Origin of the sequence: Daejeonella rubra, assembly GCF_900103545.1 — a bacterium.
GTDB lineage: Bacteria > Bacteroidota > Bacteroidia > Sphingobacteriales > Sphingobacteriaceae > Daejeonella > Daejeonella rubra.
Genome location: NZ_FNHH01000022.1, coordinates 23,332 through 45,070, shown reverse-complemented (window position 1 = coordinate 45,070; position 21,739 = coordinate 23,332). Strand labels below are relative to the sequence as shown.

At 39.2% G+C, this 21,739-nt stretch carries 18 protein-coding genes; 9 read left to right on the top strand and 9 right to left on the bottom strand.

The genetic code is table 11. The features are described 5' to 3' along the window. Positions 1–32 precede the first annotated feature (32 nt). Genes BLR27_RS13765 through BLR27_RS13740 form a run of 6 tightly spaced genes read right to left on the bottom strand, consistent with a single transcriptional unit; the run spans position 33 to position 7,408 of the window. A complete protein-coding gene (locus BLR27_RS13765) occupies positions 33–893 on the bottom strand; it encodes an N-acetylglucosamine kinase (RefSeq protein ID WP_090705804.1) in 861 nt (286 codons plus the stop codon). Positions 894–899: 6 nt separating this feature from the next. Continuing rightward, entirely contained in the window at positions 900–1,292 is a 393-nt protein-coding gene (locus BLR27_RS13760; protein ID WP_090705800.1) for a response regulator, read from the bottom strand. Positions 1,293–1,345: 53 nt separating this feature from the next. Next, on the bottom strand, positions 1,346–2,659 hold the full coding sequence (locus BLR27_RS13755) for a TolC family protein (RefSeq protein ID WP_090705798.1): 1,314 nt from the start codon (positions 2,657–2,659) through the stop codon (positions 1,346–1,348). Between the two features lie 43 nt (positions 2,660–2,702). Continuing rightward, complete coding sequence (locus tag BLR27_RS13750) at positions 2,703–5,813, bottom strand: efflux RND transporter permease subunit (RefSeq protein WP_090705796.1); 3,111 nt, start codon at positions 5,811–5,813, stop codon at positions 2,703–2,705. Positions 5,814–5,868: 55 nt separating this feature from the next. Beyond that, positions 5,869–6,936, bottom strand: a complete 1,068-nt coding sequence (locus BLR27_RS13745) for an efflux RND transporter periplasmic adaptor subunit (RefSeq protein ID WP_090705794.1) — start codon at positions 6,934–6,936, stop codon at positions 5,869–5,871. A 4-nt stretch (positions 6,937–6,940) separates the two neighbouring features. Further along, entirely contained in the window at positions 6,941–7,408 is a 468-nt protein-coding gene (locus tag BLR27_RS13740; RefSeq protein ID WP_090705792.1) for a MarR family winged helix-turn-helix transcriptional regulator, read from the bottom strand. A 134-nt stretch (positions 7,409–7,542) separates the two neighbouring features. Between BLR27_RS13740 and BLR27_RS13735 the strand changes: the two genes are divergently transcribed. Continuing rightward, the gene (locus BLR27_RS13735) at positions 7,543–9,351 is read left to right on the top strand and encodes a M61 family metallopeptidase (protein ID WP_245704522.1); all 1,809 of its coding nucleotides are present in this window, start codon (positions 7,543–7,545) and stop codon (positions 9,349–9,351) included. Between the two features lie 51 nt (positions 9,352–9,402). Here BLR27_RS13735 and BLR27_RS13730 read toward each other — a convergent pair whose 3' ends face one another. Continuing rightward, entirely contained in the window at positions 9,403–9,876 is a 474-nt protein-coding gene (locus tag BLR27_RS13730) for a hypothetical protein (protein ID WP_090705790.1), read from the bottom strand. A 218-nt stretch (positions 9,877–10,094) separates the two neighbouring features. On the opposite strand from BLR27_RS13730, the gene BLR27_RS13725 reads away from it, so the two are divergent. Together BLR27_RS13725 and ggt are read left to right on the top strand one after the other, a co-directional pair. Then, the gene (locus BLR27_RS13725) at positions 10,095–11,861 is read left to right on the top strand and encodes an AMP-dependent synthetase/ligase (RefSeq protein ID WP_090705789.1); all 1,767 of its coding nucleotides are present in this window, start codon (positions 10,095–10,097) and stop codon (positions 11,859–11,861) included. Beyond that, positions 11,854–13,563 (top strand): gamma-glutamyltransferase, encoded by a 1,710-nt coding sequence (gene ggt / locus BLR27_RS13720; protein WP_090705842.1) that lies wholly within the window; start codon positions 11,854–11,856, stop codon positions 13,561–13,563. The genes BLR27_RS13725 and ggt overlap by 8 nt, the downstream gene beginning before the upstream one ends. A 29-nt stretch (positions 13,564–13,592) precedes the next feature. Here the strand turns inward: ggt and BLR27_RS13715 are convergent, their stop codons facing one another. Together BLR27_RS13715 and BLR27_RS13710 are read right to left on the bottom strand one after the other, a co-directional pair. Then, on the bottom strand, positions 13,593–14,102 hold the full coding sequence (locus BLR27_RS13715; protein WP_090705787.1) for a hypothetical protein: 510 nt from the start codon (positions 14,100–14,102) through the stop codon (positions 13,593–13,595). Positions 14,103–14,223: 121 nt separating this feature from the next. Next, positions 14,224–14,625 (bottom strand): hypothetical protein, encoded by a 402-nt coding sequence (locus BLR27_RS13710; protein WP_221406347.1) that lies wholly within the window; start codon positions 14,623–14,625, stop codon positions 14,224–14,226. 127 nt (positions 14,626–14,752) lie between these two features. Here BLR27_RS13710 and BLR27_RS13705 point away from each other — a divergent pair, with 127 nt between their 5' ends. The 6 genes from BLR27_RS13705 to BLR27_RS13680 all read left to right on the top strand — a co-directional run bounded on the left by BLR27_RS13705 (position 14,753) and on the right by BLR27_RS13680 (position 21,721). Then, positions 14,753–15,217, top strand: a complete 465-nt coding sequence (locus tag BLR27_RS13705; RefSeq protein WP_090705785.1) for a MarR family winged helix-turn-helix transcriptional regulator — start codon at positions 14,753–14,755, stop codon at positions 15,215–15,217. A gap of 12 nt (positions 15,218–15,229) precedes the next feature. Then, positions 15,230–17,635 carry a 3-hydroxyacyl-CoA dehydrogenase/enoyl-CoA hydratase family protein gene (locus BLR27_RS13700; protein ID WP_090705839.1) on the top strand — a complete coding sequence of 802 codons (2,406 nt, stop codon included), beginning with the start codon at positions 15,230–15,232 and terminating at the stop codon, positions 17,633–17,635. Positions 17,636–17,704: 69 nt separating this feature from the next. Further along, the gene (locus tag BLR27_RS13695; RefSeq protein ID WP_090705783.1) at positions 17,705–18,064 is read left to right on the top strand and encodes a four helix bundle protein; all 360 of its coding nucleotides are present in this window, start codon (positions 17,705–17,707) and stop codon (positions 18,062–18,064) included. 46 nt (positions 18,065–18,110) lie between these two features. Next, positions 18,111–19,289: an acetyl-CoA C-acyltransferase gene (locus BLR27_RS13690; RefSeq protein WP_090705779.1), complete on the top strand. Its 1,179-nt coding sequence runs from the start codon at positions 18,111–18,113 to the stop codon at positions 19,287–19,289. Positions 19,290–19,422: 133 nt separating this feature from the next. Next, a complete protein-coding gene (locus tag BLR27_RS13685) occupies positions 19,423–19,773 on the top strand; it encodes a four helix bundle protein (RefSeq protein WP_090705777.1) in 351 nt (116 codons plus the stop codon). A gap of 157 nt (positions 19,774–19,930) precedes the next feature. Next, complete coding sequence (locus tag BLR27_RS13680; RefSeq protein ID WP_090705775.1) at positions 19,931–21,721, top strand: acyl-CoA dehydrogenase family protein; 1,791 nt, start codon at positions 19,931–19,933, stop codon at positions 21,719–21,721. The last annotated feature ends 18 nt before the right edge of the window (positions 21,722–21,739 follow it).

Here is a 21,739-nt window from a genome sequence, read left to right as displayed (position 1 = left end):
GGTGTTTTTGGATAAAAACTGGTGTAAATCCGTCATCGGATTATTTTCTCTCCGTTTCTTAAAATAAACAGGGATAGTTCCTCTATGGGATGTTTAAGGATTTTCCCCACCTTAATTCCCTTTTCCTGACAAAGTTGTTTTAAAATGTCAGAGAAATGAAAGGCAATGGATCCTACAAAATGGCAGGTATGTGTTTTGTAATCCGGATAGGATTTGATATTTGTTTCAATAAATTCATTAAAGCCCCTTTTTAATATTTCTATAATGTATGGATGACTTAAATGTTCACTCATAAATGGTGCAAAAGACGCAAGGTAAAAATTGGGAGATGGCTCCTGATAAATGCGTTTTATGATCTTTTCCTTATCAATATTGTATTTTCTATAAAATTCTCCGGAAAGTTCAGAAGGCATTGTTCCGTACAAATATCCCGTGATCAGTTGTCTGCCAAAATAGGTTCCTGAACCCTCATCACCTAAAATATAACCAAGCCCGTGTTTGCTGTCGTGTATCCTGTTCCCATCGAAATAAGAGATGTTCGAGCCAGTACCTAATATGCAGCAAATTCCATCGGATGTTCCCGTAGTAGCGTATATACAGGCAATAATATCAATATCAACGCTTATAAATGCATTTTTAAATATTTTTGATAAAGCGTTCGAAATTAGTTCACGACGATCCGGACTTGAGCAACCTGCTCCGAAAAAATAAATTTCCTTGACCTGGTCAGTGTATGGCTGTATTTCAGGAGTGTTTTGAAATATCTTGATGATATCTTTTTCAGAAAGGAAGAATGGATTTATTCCACTTGTTCTGAAAGAAATTGTCTGATTTTCTGATAGCGTTAATATCCAATCGGCTTTGCTCGAGCCGCTATCTGCAACTAATAACATAGTATATTATATTTCCTGAAGTATTTGCTTGGTTAGTGGCTTCCCTATGAATTTTGATACCAATGGATTTTCTTTTACTTTTTTGATGTCCTTTGGGTCAAGGGAAGAGGTCAGTACATATATTTTGATCTTCCCAGGCTCAAGATCAGGAAGCTCCAATAATGCTTTAAGAAACTCAAAACCATTCATCAGTGGCATTCTAAGGTCAAGAAATATCACCTCAGGTAGTACGGCTCCGGTTTGTAAGGAATCTTTTATTAGTTTGAAGGCTTCATTTGGAGTATCAATGACAGTAATTGATTCTGCGTAATTACAATTATCTAATATCTTTCTGTTGATCAGATTGTCGATATAGCTATCATCAATAAGCAGTACATTTTTATATTTAAAGATATCCATTCAATCAAAAATACTAATTCTTTGCATTAAAGCAAATCATTGGTTTCTAATATTTATTGAAGATTTAGTTTGCCTGATAGTTGCAACAAGGCAATTTCTGCTAGTTTCGCGTCAAATTGTGAACTTGTAAATCGGGCATTGGCATCAATATAATTGCGTTGAGCTTCTCTGAACTCAAGAGGTGCGACACTGCCTATCCTGAATTTTTCAAGAGTAATGTCCATATTCTGCTTTGCAACCCCCAGGTTTTCTTGTTCCAGTCTGACCAGCTCCAGATTTGTTTGATAGGTCTGGTATAATGAAGCAAGTTGTGAAGAAATGTTCTGGGTTATTTTATCATATTGAAGTTTGCTGTTCTCAATTTGCAGAGAGGCATTTTTCTCATTTCTCTTTTGAAGATATCCATTGAAGATATTAATAGATGCACTTAAGCCGTAATTAAGTCCTCTTCCGGTTGAAGTACGTGCAAATCCCAGCTCCGAAGTAGATTTACTGAAATTATATCCTGAGTTGATATTAATATCCGGGTATCTGTTTGCCTTGACTTCCTTCAGATTGATCTCTGCGATTCGACGATTAATTAATGCCGACTGCAGGTTTGGATTTAATTGGGATGCAGAAGCTTGTAATTCTGCCAGAATCAGGTTGTTCCCAATAATTATCGAATCAGATACCTTAAATTCAGTTGAAATTTCTCTGGCAAGCAATTCATTGAGTCTGATCTTTGTGCTGCGATACACATCAATCTGCCGGAGAAGGTTAGTAGTATCTGTATTCAGATCAACCGTTGCCGCAAGCACTTCAAGTTTAGCAGCCTTTCCGATCTTGAATCTGTTATTCGAATTTTTGAGCCTCAATCTTGAAATATCCAGTGCTCCGCTCAAAGCTTTTATTTGCTGTTGTTGTGAAACCAGGTCATAATAGTTGTTGATCACATCAGCAAGGGTGTTTTGTACAGTAAGTTTAAAGTTAGCTTCACCTAATTGCTCCAGTTCTTTAAGCCTGTCGTATCTGGCAAACATTTCGAATCCATCAAATACCTGCCAGTTGAGTACAGGGCCATATACCAGGTTTGAATTTTTTGCTCCTGTTCTTTCCTGAGTTTGACCGCTGGAAAGTGTTTGCTTGGTATTTGAAACAGTATTATTGGTGCTAAAATTTCCTGTTACTACAGGAAGCATTCCTGCGTTGGCACGGCTGACGTTATTTTTAGCTTGTTCTACATCGTTTTTATTAAGCTTGATATCATAATTGTTCTCAAGTGCCAATTGTACAGCCTGTTCAAGACTTAATCTTTCCTGTGCCTGTAAATTACCTGCCAGTAATAAAATCAAGAATATATATCGTTTAAAGTTTTTTCTGTTCATATACTTTTTAACATGCGTTTTCCATTTTTCCGATTAGGATCTGTTAATTTTCAGACAATTCCATTTCCTCGTGATGAGGATTTTTTATGCCGGTCATCTCTGGTTTTTCTTTATGCTCTCTTGACCACATTGAATAGATAGCAGGGATGACATAGAGTGTTAAGATCAGGGAAAATAATGTTCCGCCTATAATAACGATTCCCATACTCATTCGGCTCTTTGCTGCAGCACCCAATGCCATTGCAATTGGCAAGGCACCAAGGGCAATTGCCAGACTTGTCATCAGGATAGGTCTTAAACGGGCCACAGAGGCCTCAATGATCGCTTCGGCAAGAGGTTTACCCTGTTCTTTCAATTGGTTGGCGAATTCTACGATCAGGATTCCATTCTTGGTTACCAGACCAATGAGCATGATCGTCCCTATCTGACTGAAGATATTCCAGGTTTGTCCGAAAAGCCAGAGTGATAGAAAGGCTCCGGCTACGGCCATTGGTACAGTTAAAATGATGATGAAGGGGTCAATAAAACTTTCGAATTGGGCAGCTAATATCAGATAAACCAATAGCAGTGCTAATGCAAATGCAAAGAGAGTATTTGAAGAGCTTTCCTGGAAATCCCGGGACTCTCCACCCAAATCTGTTGAAAAGGTATCATCAAGAATTTTATCAGCTGCTTTATCCATTGATTCAATTCCATCTCCTATACTTTTTCCCGGAGCCAAACCGGCAGAAACTGTTGCAGACATAAAACGATTGTTATGGTAAAGCTGTGGCGGAGTACTGGTTTCTTCCATCAGAACAAGGTTATCCAGTTGTATTAATTCTCCTTTGTTATTTCTGACAAAAATAGAGGTCAGATCGAGAGGGTCATTTCTATCGATACGCTCATATTGTCCTATAACCTGATACTGTTTTCCATTCATCTGAAAATAGGCAAAGCGCTGTCCGCTAAGTGCAAATTGCAGCGTTTGAGCAACATCCAGGATAGATACACCCAGATTTTTTGCTTTTTCTCTATCAATAGAAATGTTGATCTCCGGTTTGTTAAATTTAAGGTTTACATCGGTTGCGGTAAATGTTGGATCCTTGCTGATTTCTTCCATAAACAATGGAATTTTTTCCCTTAGCTTCTCAAAATTCGGGGCCTGAATAATATATGATATTGGTAGTCCCCCTCTTCTGCTTACCGAAATTGTAGGTTGTTGAATAACAAAAGACCGTCCGTCATTATATCCTTTGGTGATTTTTGTAAGCTTATCGGCAATTTGAGCCTGTGTACGGTTACGTTCATTGGGTTCGCTGAGCCTGATCCTTAAAAATCCGGTATTTGCTGCCCCTGAACCACTAAATCCGGGTGAGGTGATCGTTAGATTTATTTTCTTCTCAGGAATAGAATCTTCCACCATTTTGGATAACTGCAGAATAAAATTGTCGGTATAATCATAAGAAGAACCTTCCGGGGCACTAACCTGAATGTTAACAGCACTTCGGTCATCATATGGGGCAGTTTCCTTTTGAATGATCACCCAGAATAATGCGATTAGTCCAATACAGACCGCAATGATCGGGAAGGCCAGCCACCGGCTTTTCATGAAACGGGTCAGCGACTCAGAATACCCTGATGTCATATTTTCGAAATAAGGCTCCGACCAATTATAGAATTTGGTTTTCTTTTTATTTGCCTTCATCATGTAGGCATTCAGCATAGGTGTCAAAGAAAGTGATACGAATGCTGAGATCAGTACTGCCGCGCCAATGACGACGCCGAACTCCCGGAAGAGCCGCCCCACAAAACCTTCTAAAAAGATTACCGGAAGGAATACGGCGGCAAGGGTAACTGATATGGAGATAACTGCAAAAAATATTTCGTTAGAGCCCTTAATTGCAGCCTCAATTGGACTGTATCCTTCTTCAAGTTTTTTAAAGATGTTCTCTGTTACTACAATACCATCATCAACTACCAGACCAGTTGCCAATACGATAGCAAGTAGCGTCAGTACATTTATGGAAAAGCCAAAAAGGTACATAATGAAAAAGGTGGATATCAGGGAAACGGGAATATCTATCAGTGGCCTGAATGCGATACTCCAATCGCGGAAAAACAAAAAGATAATCAGGATAACCAGGATGAGTGAGATTAGAATGGTCTCAGCAACTTCAGTCACAGAACGCTTGATAAAAACGGTGGTATCGAGAGCAATATCAACTACAAAATCTTCAGGAAGCTCTTTCTTTAATTGTTCATATCGTTTATAAAACTCCTGTGATATTTCCAGATAATTGGCGCCTGGCTGTGGAAGAATTCCTATCCCGATCATCGGGGTGCCTGATTGGCGTAACATGGTTTCCTCGTTTTCGGGGCCCAAAACAGCTGTACCTATATCTCTCAGCCGAACAATGTTATCTCCTGAACTTTGAATGATCAGGTTGTTAAATTGTTCCTCATTTGATAAGTTACCGAGTGTTTTTACTGAGAGTTCTGTTGAATTACCGGTGATTTTGCCTGATGGAAGTTCTACATTCTCCCTGTCGAGAGCATTTTTTACGTCTAATGCGGTAAGCCTGTATGCAGCAAGTTTTGCCGGATCGATCCAGATACGCATAGCAAAACGTTTTTGACCCCAGATCTGCACTCCACTAACTCCCGGAATTGTTTGCAAACGTTGAGATATTACGTTTTCAGCATAGTCACTTAACTCTAATTGATTTCTTCTGTCACTCTGAAGGGTCATTGATAAGATCGCTTCTGAATTTGCATCAGCTTTAGAAACTACCGGCAAGCCATCAATATCCTTTGGTAATTGCCTTACAGCCTGAGAAACACGGTCTCTGACATCATTCGCGGCTTCTTCCAGATTTTTTTCAAGGTTGAACTCAACATTAATATTACTGGTACCCTGGTTACTTGAGCTACTAACACTTTTTATTCCTTCTATACTGTTTATTGCTTTCTCAAGAGGTTCGGTGATCTGTGATTCTATAATATCCGAATTAGCCCCAGGATAACTGGTACGTACAGATACGATGGGAGGATCAATAGACGGAAATTCTCTGACACCTAAAAAATTGAAGCCGATGATCCCGAAAAGAACCAGTAATAGATTCATTACGATTGCTAGTACAGGCCTTTTTATACTGGTGGTTGATAAACTCATTGCTCTATTGTTTTTTATTTAAACTGATCACCCTGATTCGTAAACTGTTTCTTTATTAATTGACAATTTTAACTACAACCGGGACATCATTTTTTAATGACATGATTCCTGTTGTCAGGACGGTATCACCCACACTTAAACCCGAGGTTATTAAAACAGATTTTTCAGTTCTGGTTCCGGTTTCAACCATAACTTCTTTGGCTTTCCCATTTGAGCTGATATAAACTTTTTTACCCATAAGTACAGGTACAATAGATTGTGTAGGGATTAAGATCGCATCATTTATATTACTCAATGGCAGATCGATCTTCGCAAATGAACCGGGTAATAGCTCTCCTTTTGAATTGGATGCTCTGGCCTTTAACTGTAAGGTACGGGTTGATATGTTTATCCCTGGTTCAATGGCATAGACAGTTCCGGTATACGAATCTTTAGAGCCTGCCACTGTAAATGAGATCTTCGTGTTTAATTTGATAGTGCCCGCATATTTTTCAGGAATAGAGAACAGAATCTTTACAGGATCTGTGCTAACCAGACGAGCGATATTACTCGAAGGAGTAATGTATTCACCCGCAGAGATAGTTCTCAGGCCTATTTTCCCGCTAAATGGAGCACGGACCTGAGTTTTTGCAAGTTGAGCACGAATTAACTGTGTTTGTGATTGTAATGACCGAAGTTCTGCCAGTGCTACATCGTATTCCTCTTTACTGATGGCCTCTTTTTCAAGTAGCATACCCGCCCGGTATTCTGTTTCCTGAGCTAATTTCTGCTTGGTTAATGCCTGTGATAGTTGAGCCTGAAGCTCAAGATCATTGATCTTTATCAATACCTTTCCTTTGCTGACCGATGTTCCTTCAGAAAATTGTATGGCTGTTACAAGACCAGAGATCTCGCTTCGTATATCAACCTGCTCATTGGCCTCTATTGATCCTGCAATTGAAAGTGAATTGGAAAAGCTCTCAGTTTTTGTGACAATACCATTTACATTTAATGCCGCTGCGGGTCCGCCGGGACCGCGGCCACCTTCAGCAGGCTTCTGGGCTTTATTTTTTGTAAACCGGTATGCAACTGCTCCTCCAACAAGAATTACAATGATTATATATACGATATACTTGACTTTCATATAATTAGTTATAGTTTTTTAAAATTGTATGTGGCTTTTTAGTTTGCTTAGGCTCAATTTTTATCAGGTTATCCTGAATAATTCCCAGAACTTCATTGAAGATCTGCTTTTTCGACTCGCTTATATTTTGAAGCGACTTGTTGTTTAACTCTTCAATAGCTTCTTTAATGACAGGTATGTCTTTTTGAGCTTTGGATGTCAGTCTGATCAGCTGCTCTCTCCGGTCATAGGGATTTTTTTCCCGAATCACATATTCTTTTTCTTCCAGGTAATCCAAAATATTGACCATGTAAGATTTATCAATATGTAAAATTTCGGCAAGTGCCTTCTGTGATAGGTTCTCCTCATGAAAGTCTATCAATACCAGAACATAATGATATCGGTCTATAGATAACTGATTGACCATTTTTGAAAGGGCATTCAGGTATTTTTTAGAGGCAGATAATAATGGATTTGCGAGGGGCTCTTGCATAATTAGTGTACAAATCTATTTTTATACCTTGTAATTAGTTGTATGTAGCAACTATTTTACAGCCTTCAATTTACTTGCCTCTTGAAAAATGTATTAAAAAGTTATTTTTGGCGCAACCAATTATTAATCTGTTTATGAAATATCTGATATCACTTTTTTTTATTGCAATTATGACTACTTCCTTAAGTGCCCAGAATAAAATTGCTTTTGAAGTTTCTTTCTCAGAACCTCAGGCACATTATGTAGATGTAGCAATGGAAATTTCAGGACTAAAAGGTGCATATGTCGATCTGAAGATGCCTGTTTGGACTCCCGGATCTTACCTGATCAGGGAGTTTGCAAAAAATGTTGAATCTTTTGAGGCCTTTAGTACTACAGGTTCAGCCTTAAATGCCGGGAAAATAAATAAAAATACCTGGAGGGTAAACACTCAGAATAATGGCAGGATCAAAGTAACTTACCGTGTGTATTCCTTTGAAATATCTGTCCGGACGAGTTTTGTGGATGAATCGCATGCTTTTTTATCCCCAACCGGAATATTCATGTATCCTGATGGACAACTGAACTCGGCTTCGACGATCACTATCATCCCATACAAAAACTGGACAAAAATATCTACGGGTCTTGAACTGACCGGATCAAAGGCAAATACCTTTATTGCGCCTGATTTTGATGTACTTTATGATTCTCCTTTTGAAATAGGAAATCAGGATGTGTTTGAGTTTGATGCAGCTGGTGTAAAACATGAAGTAGCCATGTATGGTGGCGGTAATTATGATAAAGAGATCCTAAAAAGGGATATGACAAAAATTGTTGTGGAGCAGACCAAAACATTTGGTGTTAACCCCAATAAAAGGTATGTGTTTATTGTCCATAACTTCAATTCAGGTGGCGGCGGATTGGAACACCTGAATTCAACTGTATTGGGTGCAAGTCGTAATTCTTACAATACGGAAGCTGGCCGCCTGCGTTTTTTGGGCCTTGTTTCTCATGAGTATTTTCACCTGTGGAATGTCAAACGCCTGAGGCCAATTGCTTTAGGTCCTTTCAATTATGACGAAGAAAATTACACAACTAATTTGTGGATCGCTGAGGGCTTCACTGCCTATTATCAGGATATTTATACCAAAAGAGCCGGATTGCAAAGTCCTGAGCGCTATGTTATGAATCTGGCAAATTCTATTAGTTTGGTTGAGAACCAGCCCGGAAATCGTGTAGATCCTGTCAGTCAGGCAAGTTTTGATGCCTGGATCAAACAATATCGCCCGAATGAAAATTCAGCAAATTCAACAATTTCATATTACAGTAAAGGTGCTTTGATTGCATTGATCATGGATTTGGAGATCATTAATTCTACAGCCGGTAAATCAGGTCTTGATGAGGTAATGAAGGCGATGTATGACGAGTATTTTGTCAAGAAATCAAAGGGTTACACAGATGCAGAATTTAAAGCGATGACTGAGAAGATAGCAGGAAAATCATTTGATGCTATGTACGCAGATTATATAAACGGAGTAAAAACCATTGACTACAATAAGTATTTAAACTATGCAGGCTTGACATTAATTGATGATGCAGCTGCTGGAAATGATGCCTATCTGGGTGCGATAACCTCGCTTAAAGACGGAAAGATTGTTGTAACGAATATCTCCCGCCAAAGCCCGGCGTGGACAGGAGGTTTAAATGTAAATGATGAAATTCTGGCTATGGACGATCAGCGGATAAATAATGTTTCAGATCCTAGATTGTCTGAGGTTGAGAAGTTTATTGCTAATAAGCGCGCTGGTGATAAGATCCGGGTTTTGGTTAACCGTGACGGCCGATTGATGAATATTGACATTGTACTTGTTAGAAACCCGAATCATAAGTTCAGAATTGCTGCAATTGAAACTGCGAATCCATCGCAGATCGCGGTGAGGAAGCGATGGTTAAAAATTAATTAAAACAAAAAAAAGCAGCTTAAGCTGCTTTTTTTGTTTTAATGTTTATTTCAATTAGAATGTAAATCGTATTGCTAAACCTACATCGCCTGAACGGAAGTCAGTATTTGGAGTTAGTTCCAATCTTGGTCTCCAGTCAATTGCCAGGTTTAAGGGAGCTCCATCTATCTTATAATCTAAACCTAGAACGCCATCAGCACTCAAAAATAGATCGCCTTCAAAATCTCTTCTTTTGTAGGATCCGATGCTACCACCACCTCCGTAATACCAAAGAAGACCAGGAGCACCTGCAATTGGGTTATGTACTTCATAAAGACCAGTAAATATAAAACGCTTAAGGTCATCGTTGTTTCTGAATGATAAGTTCAGGTCAAGTGCCTTATTTGAATTTAAAAAGGTTTTATAGTTTAAACCATTGTAAGAACCCAATCTAACACCAATGGCATTCTCATAGTTTTGGGCATTTGCATTCGTGTTTGCGATAAGCAAAAATCCAGCAGTTAAGCATAGTAAAAGTAGTTTTTTCATAATTATTGTATTTAATGCAATATTGATTTCAAATACAATGCCAACACCTTATAGTTGGAAAAGAATTTTCTATGAATGGATGAAATAAAAACTCTGATCAAAATATTTTTTATTCCTTATATCCAGGATGAGAAATTATGAAACTTAATTTATTCTTATTTGCAGAGCTCTTATTTTTAGCTAATTTGCTAAATTAACACTGTAAAATAAATGTTCTTATGGCAGAGATAACCCGGGTTTTTGATCTTCTACAGCTTTCTGTTGAAAAGTATCAGAAGGATGATATGGTAGCAGCCAAGCAGAATGGGGTTTGGGAAAAGTATTCAACTGAGAGATTTGTTGGGCTTGTTAACGCAGTTAGCTCCGGACTTATAGCTTCCGGAATCGGCAAGAATGATAAAATTGCTATCATGTCGCCCAATCGGCCTGAGTGGAATATATGTGATTTTGGCATCATGCAGATCGGTGCAACGCAAGTACCGATGTACCCGACTCTCGCCGAGAATGATATAAAATTTATTTTGAGAGATGCAGAAGTCAAAATTGTATTTGTTTCGGATAAGATACTGTATGAAAAACTAAACAACGTTAGGACATTAGAGGAACTTGATTTCAAGATCTTTAGTTTTGATAAGATCGAAGGTGTTCCGTATTGGATGGAATTGTCTGAAATTGCAGGCCGTTCTGAACCTGTTGATCTACAAATTTATCGCGATCGTATTCTACCGGGTGATCTTCTGACTTTAATATATACTTCAGGAACCACAGGAACACCTAAGGGGGTGATGCTAACGCATGGTAATCTGGTTAGTAATTGCATTGCTTCTTCAGTGATGTATCCTAAGAATTTCTCAAAAGCATTAAGCTTTTTGCCTCTTTCCCATATTTTCGAACGGATGGTACTGTACATGTATTTCTACCTTGGGATATCTGTTTATTACGCACAAAGTATGGATACTATTGCTGCGGATCTGGTTGAAGTAAAACCACATGGTTTTACAACAGTTCCGCGTTTGCTGGAAAAGGTTTATGATCGTATTGTAGCTAAAGGGTCAGAGTTGACAGGCATCAAAAAACAGTTGTTTTTTTGGGCACTGAATCTGGGGCTTAAATATGAAATGGACGGAAAAAATGGTGCATTTTATGAATTTCAGCTTAAAATTGCCAATAAGATCATTTTCAAAAAATGGCGTGAAGCCTTAGGCGGAAATATCATGGCAATTGTTTCTGGTGGAGCTGCATTGCAGCCAAGGCTTGCCCGGGTTTTTTGGGCAGCGAATATGCCTGTTTTGGAAGGATACGGATTGACTGAAACTTCACCTGTTATTGCAGTTAACGGACTTGACCCGGGAGCGGCAAAATTTACCACCGTAGGTAAAGTGATAAAAGATGTGGAGGTCAGAATTGCCGAGGATGGAGAGATTTTATGTAAGGGCCCTAATGTGATGAAAGGTTATTATAATCGTCCTGATCTTAGTGATGAAGTAATAGATAAGGATGGCTTTTTCCATACCGGAGACATTGGAGAACTTTTAGAAGGCAAATATCTGCGGATCACGGATCGTAAAAAAGAAATTTTTAAAACTGCCGGAGGAAAGTATATAGCCCCACAGGTTCTTGAGAATAAATTTAAAGAATCACCTTATATTGAGCAGGTGATCGTGATAGGTGAAAACGAGCGTTTTCCCGCTGCGTTAATCCTCCCATCATTCCCTGCCTTATCAGCCTGGTGCACCAGATCTGATATCACCTACACAACGAATGAGGAAATGATCAAAGATCAGCGGGTTATTGATAAGATCCAGTCAGTGATCGATCATTTTAACCAGGATTTCGGAAACTGGGAGAAGGTGAAAAAGTTTGAACTGCTGGTAAATGAATGGAGTATAGATGGGGGGGAGTTAACTCCTAAACTAAGCTTAAAAAGAAAAATAATTTTACAAAAATATAAGACACTGGTTGATAAAATATATAGAAATGAATAAAAATATTAAGATCAGATCTGTTAAGGGTTTACTAATTGTATTCTCTCTGGGCATATTGTTTTCAGGATGTGTTGGTGGTCAGACAGGCAGGAATAATAGCGGTCAGTATAAAAACGGTATGGTGGTCTCTGCTCATCCTGCTGCTTCGAAAGTTGGACTTGATATTCTTAAGAAAGGTGGAAATGCAGTAGATGCGGCAGTTGCTGTGCAGTTTGCTTTGGCAGTTGTTTATCCTGATGCCGGAAATATTGGTGGTGGAGGTTTCCTTGTTTATCGTTCTGCAGAAGGTGAAACAGCAACTCTTGATTTCAGAGAGAAAGCACCAGGAAAGGCCAGCCGTGACATGTATCTGGATTCTGCAGGTAATGCCATAACAGAAAAAAGCATATTTGGTCATTTGGCAGCCGGTGTTCCGGGTAGCGTGGATGGGATGGTTAAGGCTCATGCCAGGTTTGGTAAATTAAGCTGGGCTGAGGTAGTGCAACCTGCATTGGATCTTGCCAAAAACGGATTTCCTATCACTGAAAGTCAGGCTGAAGAATTTGCAGAAATCCAGGAGCCGATAAAAAAGTATAATCCCGGTAAAACCTACTTTATTAAAGATAAATGGGCAAAAGGAGATGTTTGGGTTCAGGAAGATCTTGCTAAAACACTTCAATTGATCAGAGATAAAGGCCGTGAAGGGTTTTATGCTGGAGAAGTAGCCGATCATATCGTAGCTGAAATGCTTGCCGGGGGTGGTATGATCAGCAAAGAAGATCTGAAAAATTACCAGGCACAATGGCGCGAGCCGCTTGTTGGAAATTATAAAGAATATAAAATAATAACTATGCCTCCGCCTTCGAGTGGTGGAATTGCATTATTGCAACTTTTAAGTTCTGTGGAGGAATATCCCATTAAGCGCTATGGATTCAATTCCGACTCAAGCATGCAGGTAATGATTGAGGCTGAAAGAAGAGTTTATGCAGACAGAGCAACCCATCTTGGGGATCCTGATTTTTACAAAGTGCCCCAGAAATATCTTATTAATCCCATCTATTCTAAATACCGTATGAGTAACTTCAATTGGGAAAAGGCAACATTGAGCAGCGATATCAAGGCAGGTGAAGTACCAAAGGAGACTGAGGAAACTACCCACTTCTCTATCGTTGATCGTGAAGGGAATGCAGCAGCAGTTACCACAACGCTGAATGGAGGCTATGGCTCAATGGTCTTCGTAAAGGGGGCCGGCTTTTTATTGAATAATGAAATGGACGACTTTTCTGTAAAGCCCGGAACCCCGAATATGTTCGGACTACTGGGTGGCGAGGCCAATGCAATACAGCCCGGGAAAAGAATGTTAAGTTCAATGACTCCAACAATTCTTGAAAAAAATGGTGATCTTTTTATGGTGGTAGGGACCCCTGGAGGATCAACTATCATTACTTCTGTTTTCCAAACTATCCTGAATACTATTGAATTTGATATGGGGATGCAAAGTGCCGTGAATGCCAAAAGGTTTCACCATCAATGGCTCCCTGATGAAGTAGTGGTTGAGAAGGGTGGCCTGGATAGCCTGGCAAGGCTCAGGCTTGAGAAAAAAGGCTATAAATTCAGAGAAAGAAGAGCGATAGGACGTGTTGATGCGATCCTAAAGACCCAATGGGGTTATTATGAAGGCGGTGCAGATCCAAGGGGAGATGATACAAAACTGGGCTGGTAATACCCTGATTCTGTATTAAAATCCAGATTTTAATTGGTTTTACTCCCTTTGCCTGGTAATAATGTGCTGACAAGAAAGTGTAGCAAGACAATTGCTAGCAGCAAAAACTTTATCCCTGCAAAAATGAATGCTGCACTGGCAAACATATTTGTAGGTTCAAAATAGATCAGCTGAAGGAGTGAGATGTTCTCGATCATGTCGCAGGCAACAGCAATTACCGTCAAACTGCTTAATAGTTTGAACCTGTTTAGGGTATGGCCTTTAGCTAGTTTACTGCAGGCCCATGCACTGCCATAATAGAACATAGCTCCATATAAAAGTGGGAAAATAAAGTCCAGGTAAATGCTGAGAGTAATAAGTTCTATTTGACCTGATTCTCTCAGACCGTTTAGAAAATTCACTGCTTTTTCGGCTGTCCCAATAAACTCAAATTTTAGAATACTGGCAGGATCTAATGGTGCGGTCATTTGTCTCATTAACATGAACCAGCCTGCGGTAAGCAGAAACAGTAGTATTAATCTCAGTCCTTTATTTTTCATCAGAATATAATTTGTTTTTTAATGGTTATGAAGCTTGCATGAGCTTATTCATTCCGGTTTGTGAGCGGTAAGCTCATGCAGGTTTCATATAAGTTAAGGTACTATTTTAAATTGTTGAAAATCAATTCCTGAATGGATACCTTACAAATGAAGACTGGCTCATGCCGTTCTTTTCATATAGGGCGATGCAGTGTTGTTTATATTCTTCCTCTATATTGCTGTCTCCGAGTTCAAGTTTTCCAGCATAGGGATTATTACTCAAAAAGAAATAGACTCGGGTTGTTCCATATTTGTTATGAGGCATATAATTGCCGTATTGTTCCATGTCTTTCCAGTTCTCTTCATCAATACTTATTGCATATATCCTGATCACCGGACCGGTATTCTGCTCGTTACGGATAAATGCCGTCTCTTTTAGATTGCCTTTTAATCCTTTGATTCCAGGTTCACTTAATGCATTCCAAAGCATGGTGGCAATTGCAATCACAGAAATTATAAGTACATATAATTTGTTTTTCTTCATCTCTGCTCAAAGCTAAGCTTAATAATTAATCGAAGGAGCCTCCCTAATCTAAAAATAATTTATGCTTTAGCCCTTGTTTTATAAATTTCTAATTAATAGATTTGCTATGCTTGCATAGTAATTTTGAATGAAGCCTGAAGAAACTGTAGATTATTTTTTAAAGATTGTATGGCAAACTGTTGCTAATAAATATAATCAGATAGCTTCGGATTTCGGGATCACGCAAGCCTTGGGTTATATGCTGATCAATATTCATGAAGAAGGCACAGCGGTATCTCAGATCGCTGCCTTGTCGGGAGTAAAGTCAACAAGCCTTTCAAGGATGCTGAAGAGCATGGAGGAATTGGGATTGATCTTCAGGGAGACCGATGCGAATGATAAGAGATCAGTTAAGATTTTTTTAACCCCTTTCGGAAAAGAAAAGCGGCAGATCGCTAAAGATGTGGTACGCACATTTAATGAATACCTGAACGCGCATATATCCGATAAGGAGAGACTTCAGTTAATAAAAACCTTAAATAAAATAAATCAACTAACCACTGATTATAAACCTCAGTTTTGCTACCCGGAGATTCCGGGTAGTGAAACTTGAAAATGAATGTATATGAAACGAGTGATCAGAAAAGTTGCTGTATTGGGTTCGGGAATAATGGGATCCCGGATAGCGTGTCACTTTGCCAATATTGGTGTTGAAGTCCTGCTTTTGGATATAGTTCCAAAAGAACTGACACCTGAAGAGCAGTCCAAAGGTCTCGATATTTCCAATAAGAATGTTCGGAACCGAATTGTTAATGCCGCACTTGAAAGTACCTTAAAATCAAATCCTTCTGCGGTTTTTTCTAAAAAAGTTGTATCAAATATCAGCACTGGCAACTTCGATGACAATATGAAGGATATCGCTTCGTGCGATTGGGTAATTGAAGTAGTTGTTGAACGACTGGATATTAAAAAGCTGGTCTATGATCAGGTTGAAAAATTCAGGACCCCGGGAACTCTGATAAGCTCAAACACCTCCGGAATTCCAATTCATTTGATGGCTGAGGGCAGATCTGAAGATTTTAAGGCTCATTTTTGCGGAACACACTTCTTTAATCCGCCACGCTACCTTCGTCTTCTTGAAATAATTCCAACTCCCGAAACAAAACCTGAGATCGTTGATTTTCTGATGCATTTTGGGGATAAATTCCTTGGGAAAACCACTGTTCTTTGTAAAGATACGCCAGCATTTATTGCAAACAGGGTAGGTGTATATTCTATCATGGCCTTGCTTCATCTGGTTGAAAAGATGGATCTTTCTGTGGAGGAGGTTGATAAATATACCGGTCCTGCATTGGGCCGACCTAAATCGGCAACCTTCCGCACCACAGATGTAGTTGGTTTGGATACAATGATCAATGTTGCCGGTGGATTATTCAATAATCTTCCTGATGATAAAGCTCATAAACTGTTTGAACTTCCTGAATATGTTAAGAAAATGCAGGAAAACAAGTGGCTTGGAGATAAAACAAAACAAGGTTTTTATAAGAAAGTTAAGGGTGCAGATGGAAAATCTGAGATCCTTGCACTTGATCTTAAAACATTAGAATATAAAGCACAGCAAAAAATAAAATCATCTACACTCGAGGCAACGAAGCTTGTTGAAAATTTGCGGGAACGGATGAAGGTATTCGCCAAAGGAACGGATAAGGCTGGAGAGTTCTTCAGAACTTCTTTTTTTGGTCTTTTTGAATATGTTTCAGATCGCATACCTGAGATCTCTGATGAATTGTACCGTATTGATGATGCTATGCGGGCCGGATTTGGATGGGAACTTGGTCCCTTTGAAGTGTGGGATTCGCTTGGAATCAAAAATGCTGTAGAGGGTATGAAGAAATATGGCAATGAGGCAGCCTCATGGGTACATGAAATGCTTGCTGCCGGCCATGAGTCATTTTATAAAGTAGAGAATGGCATTAAAAAGTATTACGATATTCCTTCAAAGTCTTATAAAGCAGTCCCAGGTTCTGAAGCCTTTATCATTTTAGATAATATTCGCCCAACAAATACCATTTGGAAAAATTCAGGAACAACCATTACTGATCTTGGTGATGGAATTCTAAACCTTGAGATTCATACAAAAATGAATACCATAGGAGGGGAAGTGATTCAGGGATTGAATAAAGCAATTGATCTTGCTGAAAAGGATTACAGAGGTTTGGTCATAGGGAATGATGGTGCCAACTTCTCTGCAGGTGCTAATATCGGGATGATATTCATGGCTGCAGTAGAGCAGGATTGGGATGAGATCAATATGGCTATCCGGATGTTTCAGAATACCATGATGCGGATGCGCTATTCCAGTATTCCGGTTGTAGCGGCTGCCCATAATCTAACTTTAGGTGGTGGTTGCGAATTATGCCTGCATGCTGATCATGTTCAAACCAACGCAGAAACTTATATGGGTCTGGTAGAGTTTGGTGTTGGACTGATCCCGGGTGGTGGTGGAACAAAAGAATTTGCTCTCCGCCTTTCAGATGAATTCAAAGATGGGCAGATAGAACAGGCTGCTCTCAGAGATCGTTTTTTAACTATTGGTCAGGCTAAGGTTTCAACTTCAGGAGTTGAAGCAGCTGAACTGGGTTATCTGCAAAAAGATAAATTCAGTATCACCATGAACCGAAGCAGATTGATCATCGATGCCAAAAATAAGGCGATAGAACTTGCTGAAAATGGTTATACCCAGCCTGTAAAACGTAAGGATATTCGCGTTTTAGGTAAACAGGGAATGGGAATTGTATATGCCGGAGCTAACTCCATGTTCGCAGGTAACTTTATCTCTGAACATGATAAAAAGATCTCCGAAAAATTGGGTTACGTTTTGTGCGGAGGAAATCTTTCACAGCCAACACTGGTTTCAGAACAATATTTACTTGATCTGGAAAGGGAAGTTTTCCTTTCACTGTGCGGAGAAAAGAAAACCTTAGAACGTATTCAAAGCATTTTGACAAAAGGGAAGCCCTTGAGGAATTAGTATTTAGTCGAGAGTACAAAGTAATTAGTACTGAGTAGTTAGAAATCAGATCGGTGAATATTTTCAGAAATGCATAAATATAAGGAATTGAAATTGTGGCAAAAGTCAATTGATTTAGTCACATCTGTATATTTATTGACTAGTTCTTTTCCTCAAGGTGAAAAATTTGGCTTAGTCTCTCAAATAAATCGGTCGGCAGTTTCAATTCCATCCAACATAGCTGAGGGTGCCGGAAGAAATTCAGATAAAGAGTTTATTCAGTTTTTGTCAATTGCTCATGCATCATCATATGAACTGGAAACTCAATTAATAATATCAAAGAATTTAAATTATTTATCAGTTGAAGAATTAAATCATTTAATAGAGCAAATCGAGGAAGTACAAAAAATGAATTACTCTATTCAATCAAAGTTTAAGCAGAAAGTATGAGTACTTATATCTAATTACTAACTACTACATACTAAATACTAAAAAGATGGAACAAGCATATATCATAGCAGCCTACAGAACCGCAGTTGGAAAATCATCTCGTGGTGTATTTCGTTTTACACGTGCCGATGATCTGGCGGCTGAAGTGGTCAGGCATCTGGTGGCATCTGTGCCTGATCTGGATACGGCTGAAATTGACGACGTAATTGTTGGAAATGCGACTCCTGAAGCTGAACAGGGACTAAATATTGCGCGTATGATCTCATTAATGGGATTGGATACCGACAAAGTTCCGGGTGTTACAGTGAACCGTTATTGTGCCTCAGGATTGGAAACAATTGCCATCGCAACAGCAAAGATCAAGGCAGGGATGGCTGATTGTATTATTGCTGGAGGTGTTGAAGTGATGTCCGGAATGCCTTTCGGCGGATGGAAACTCGTTCCCAATGCTGATGTGGCTAAAAATAACCCTGAATGGTATTGGGGTATGGGCCTAACCGCTGAAGCGGTTGCCAAAGAGTATAGCGTAAATCGCGAAGATCAGGATGAGTTTTCATTTAACTCCCATCAAAAAGCTATCGCAGCAATTAAAAATGGCCATTTAAAAGATGGTGTGGTTCCGATCACTGTGAAGGAAACTTATCTTGATGATAATCTAAAGCAGAAAACCAGAGAATTTATTGTTGATACCGATGAGGGTCCGCGTGCTGATACTGCTATTGATAAACTGGCAAAATTAAAACCGGTATTTGCTGCCGGTGGTTCGGTAACTGCAGGAAACTCATCGCAAACATCTGATGGTGCAGCTTTTGTTCTGGTGGTATCAGAGAGAATGTTAAAGAAATTAAATGTACAGCCGATTGCCCGCCTGGTCAGTTATGGTGTGGCAGGTGTGCCCCCAAGAATCATGGGTATCGGTCCGATAGAGGCTATTCCACTTGCATTGAAAAAAGCAGGGATGAAGCAGCAGGATCTGGATCTCATCGAATTGAATGAAGCTTTTGCCTCTCAGTCATTGGCAGTTATACGAAAACTGGATCTTGATCAGGACAAAGTCAATGTAAACGGTGGAGCTATTGCACTCGGCCACCCTCTGGGATGTACCGGCGCAAAACTTTCTGTTCAATTGTTCAATGAGCTTAAAAGAAGAGAAAAGAAATTTGGAATGGTTACTATGTGTGTGGGAACAGGGCAGGGTGCTGCTGGGATATTTGAGATAATGTGATGTTGAAGGGAGATTAAAGAACAAGGATCAAGGAACAAGGAACAAGGAACAAAAATGATAGAAATAGTTCTATTAAAACGAATCTGTCCTTATTTTTTTCTCCTTGTTCATATTTCAATTTAAAACGAAGGTTATGCATAATTTCAGGAAGCTGAATATATGGTTGGATTCGATGGCACTGGCAAAGGAAGTTTATTTTATCACTTCTGAATTTCCTAAAGAGGAAAAATATGGATTGGTTTCACAGATAAACAGGTGTTCTATTTCAGTTCCGTCAAATATTGCAGAAGGATCTGGAAGGACATCAAATAAGGAGTTTTCATATTTTATCAAGGTTGCATTAGGTTCTTTATTTGAATTGGAAACCCAGCTTATACTATCAAATGAGTTTGGAATTATAAGAGAGGAGACATTAAATAACCTTGTGCCTAAAATAGTAAAGCTTCAAAAAATGTTAACTAAATTTTTGACCAGTCTGGAATAAAGTAAAAAAGCAGAAAGAGCAAGGAGCAAATAACAAGGAACCAAGACCAATGATGAAAGAACAAAGACTAAAGAAATAGTCCATTGAAACAAATTTGTCCTTAATCTTTGCTCCTTGTTCCTTAATCAATTAAAAAAATATTGTCAATTAAAAAAATATGGAATCATTGAAAAGCAAATCAATCAAAGGCGGAGAATTTATAATTCGCGAAACTGCATGTGAAGATATTTTCATTCCTGAAGAGTTTGATGAGGAGCAGTTGATGATCAGGAAAACCTGTGAAGATTTTTTGGAATCTGAGGTTTATGCAAATCTGGACAGGATCGATAATCAGGAAGAGGGACTTATGGTCAATTTGATGGATAAGGCCGGCGAGCTTGGTTTATTGGCAGTGTCTATTCCTGAAGAATACGGAGGCTTTGGAAAGAATTTCAATACTTCAATGCTGGTTGCCGACTCAGTAGGGCCCGGCTGCTCTTTTGCAGTCGCGCTTTCTGCGCACACTGGTATTGGCACCTTGCCAATTCTATATTATGGAAATAAGGAACAGAAGGATAAGTACATCCCGAAACTTGCAACAGGAGAATGGAAAGCATCGTATTGCCTGACTGAGCCAAATTCAGGTTCAGATGCAAATTCAGGAAGAACAAAAGCAGTTCTAAATGCTGAAGGTACCCACTATCTGATCACCGGTCAGAAGATGTGGATCACCAATGGTGGTTTCGCCGATATTTTCATCGTTTTTGCTAAGATTGATGATGATAAAAATCTTTCTGCTTTTATCGTAGAGAAGGGTTTTGGTGGTATCACTATGAATCCTGAAGAGCATAAAATGGGAATTAAGGGTTCTTCAACCCGCCAGGTATTCTTTAATGATTGCCCTGTTCCTGTAGCAAATCTGCTTTCAGAGCGTGAAAATGGGTTTAAAATAGCCGTTAATATATTGAATATAGGCCGTATCAAACTTGGTGTTGCTGCAATTGGTTCTTCTCGTAAAGTTTTGAATCATGCTATCAATTATTCAAATGAGCGTATTCAGTTCGGTTTGCCGATCTCTAAATTTGGAGCTATCCGTTATAAACTGGCCGAAATGGCAACCAGAAATTTTGCGATTGAAAGTGCTGCCTACCGCGCAGGACAAAATATTGATGATGCCTATGATGTTCTTGTTGCTGAAGGAATGGATCCATCCCAGGCAAAACTAAAATCTACAGAACAGTTTGCCGTAGAATGTGCAATATTGAAGGTCTGGGGATCTGAAATGCTCGACTATATTGTTGACGAGGGTGTTCAGGTTTATGGTGGTATGGGTTACTCAGCTGAGGCTCCAATGGATCGCGCTTATCGGGATAGCCGTATTAACAGAATCTTTGAAGGTACTAACGAGATCAATCGTATTCTGATCCTGGATATGCTATTGAAACGCGCTATGAAAGGAGAACTGGATCTGATGACACCTGCGCAGGCAGTGGCAGGAGAATTAATGTCGATCCCTGATTTTGCTGAAGAAGATACAACTCTGTTTGCCGCTGAAAAGAAGGTCTTGCAAAACCTTAAAAAAGCTGGTTTAATGATTGCTGGTGCAGCAGTTCAGAAACTGATGATGACGCTTTCCAAAGAACAGGAAGTACTGATGAACATCGCTGATATCATCGGATATGTTTATGTGCTGGAGTCAACCATCCTGCGTGTGGAGAAACTGGTAAAATTAAGAGGAGAAGAGGCATGCAAAGGCCAGTTGGATATGATGCGAATCTACCTGTATCAGTCAGTTGATAAGGTTGCTGTGGCTGGTAAAGAAGCACTTTGTTCTTTTGCAGAGGGTGATGAACTTAGAATGATGCTTGTCGGACTAAGACGATTTACCAAAACTGAGCCATTTAATATCAAAGAAACAAGGCAGCGTGTTGCTAAGCAACTGATCGAAGCCAATAAATACTGTTACTAAATTTTTAACTCATCAGGC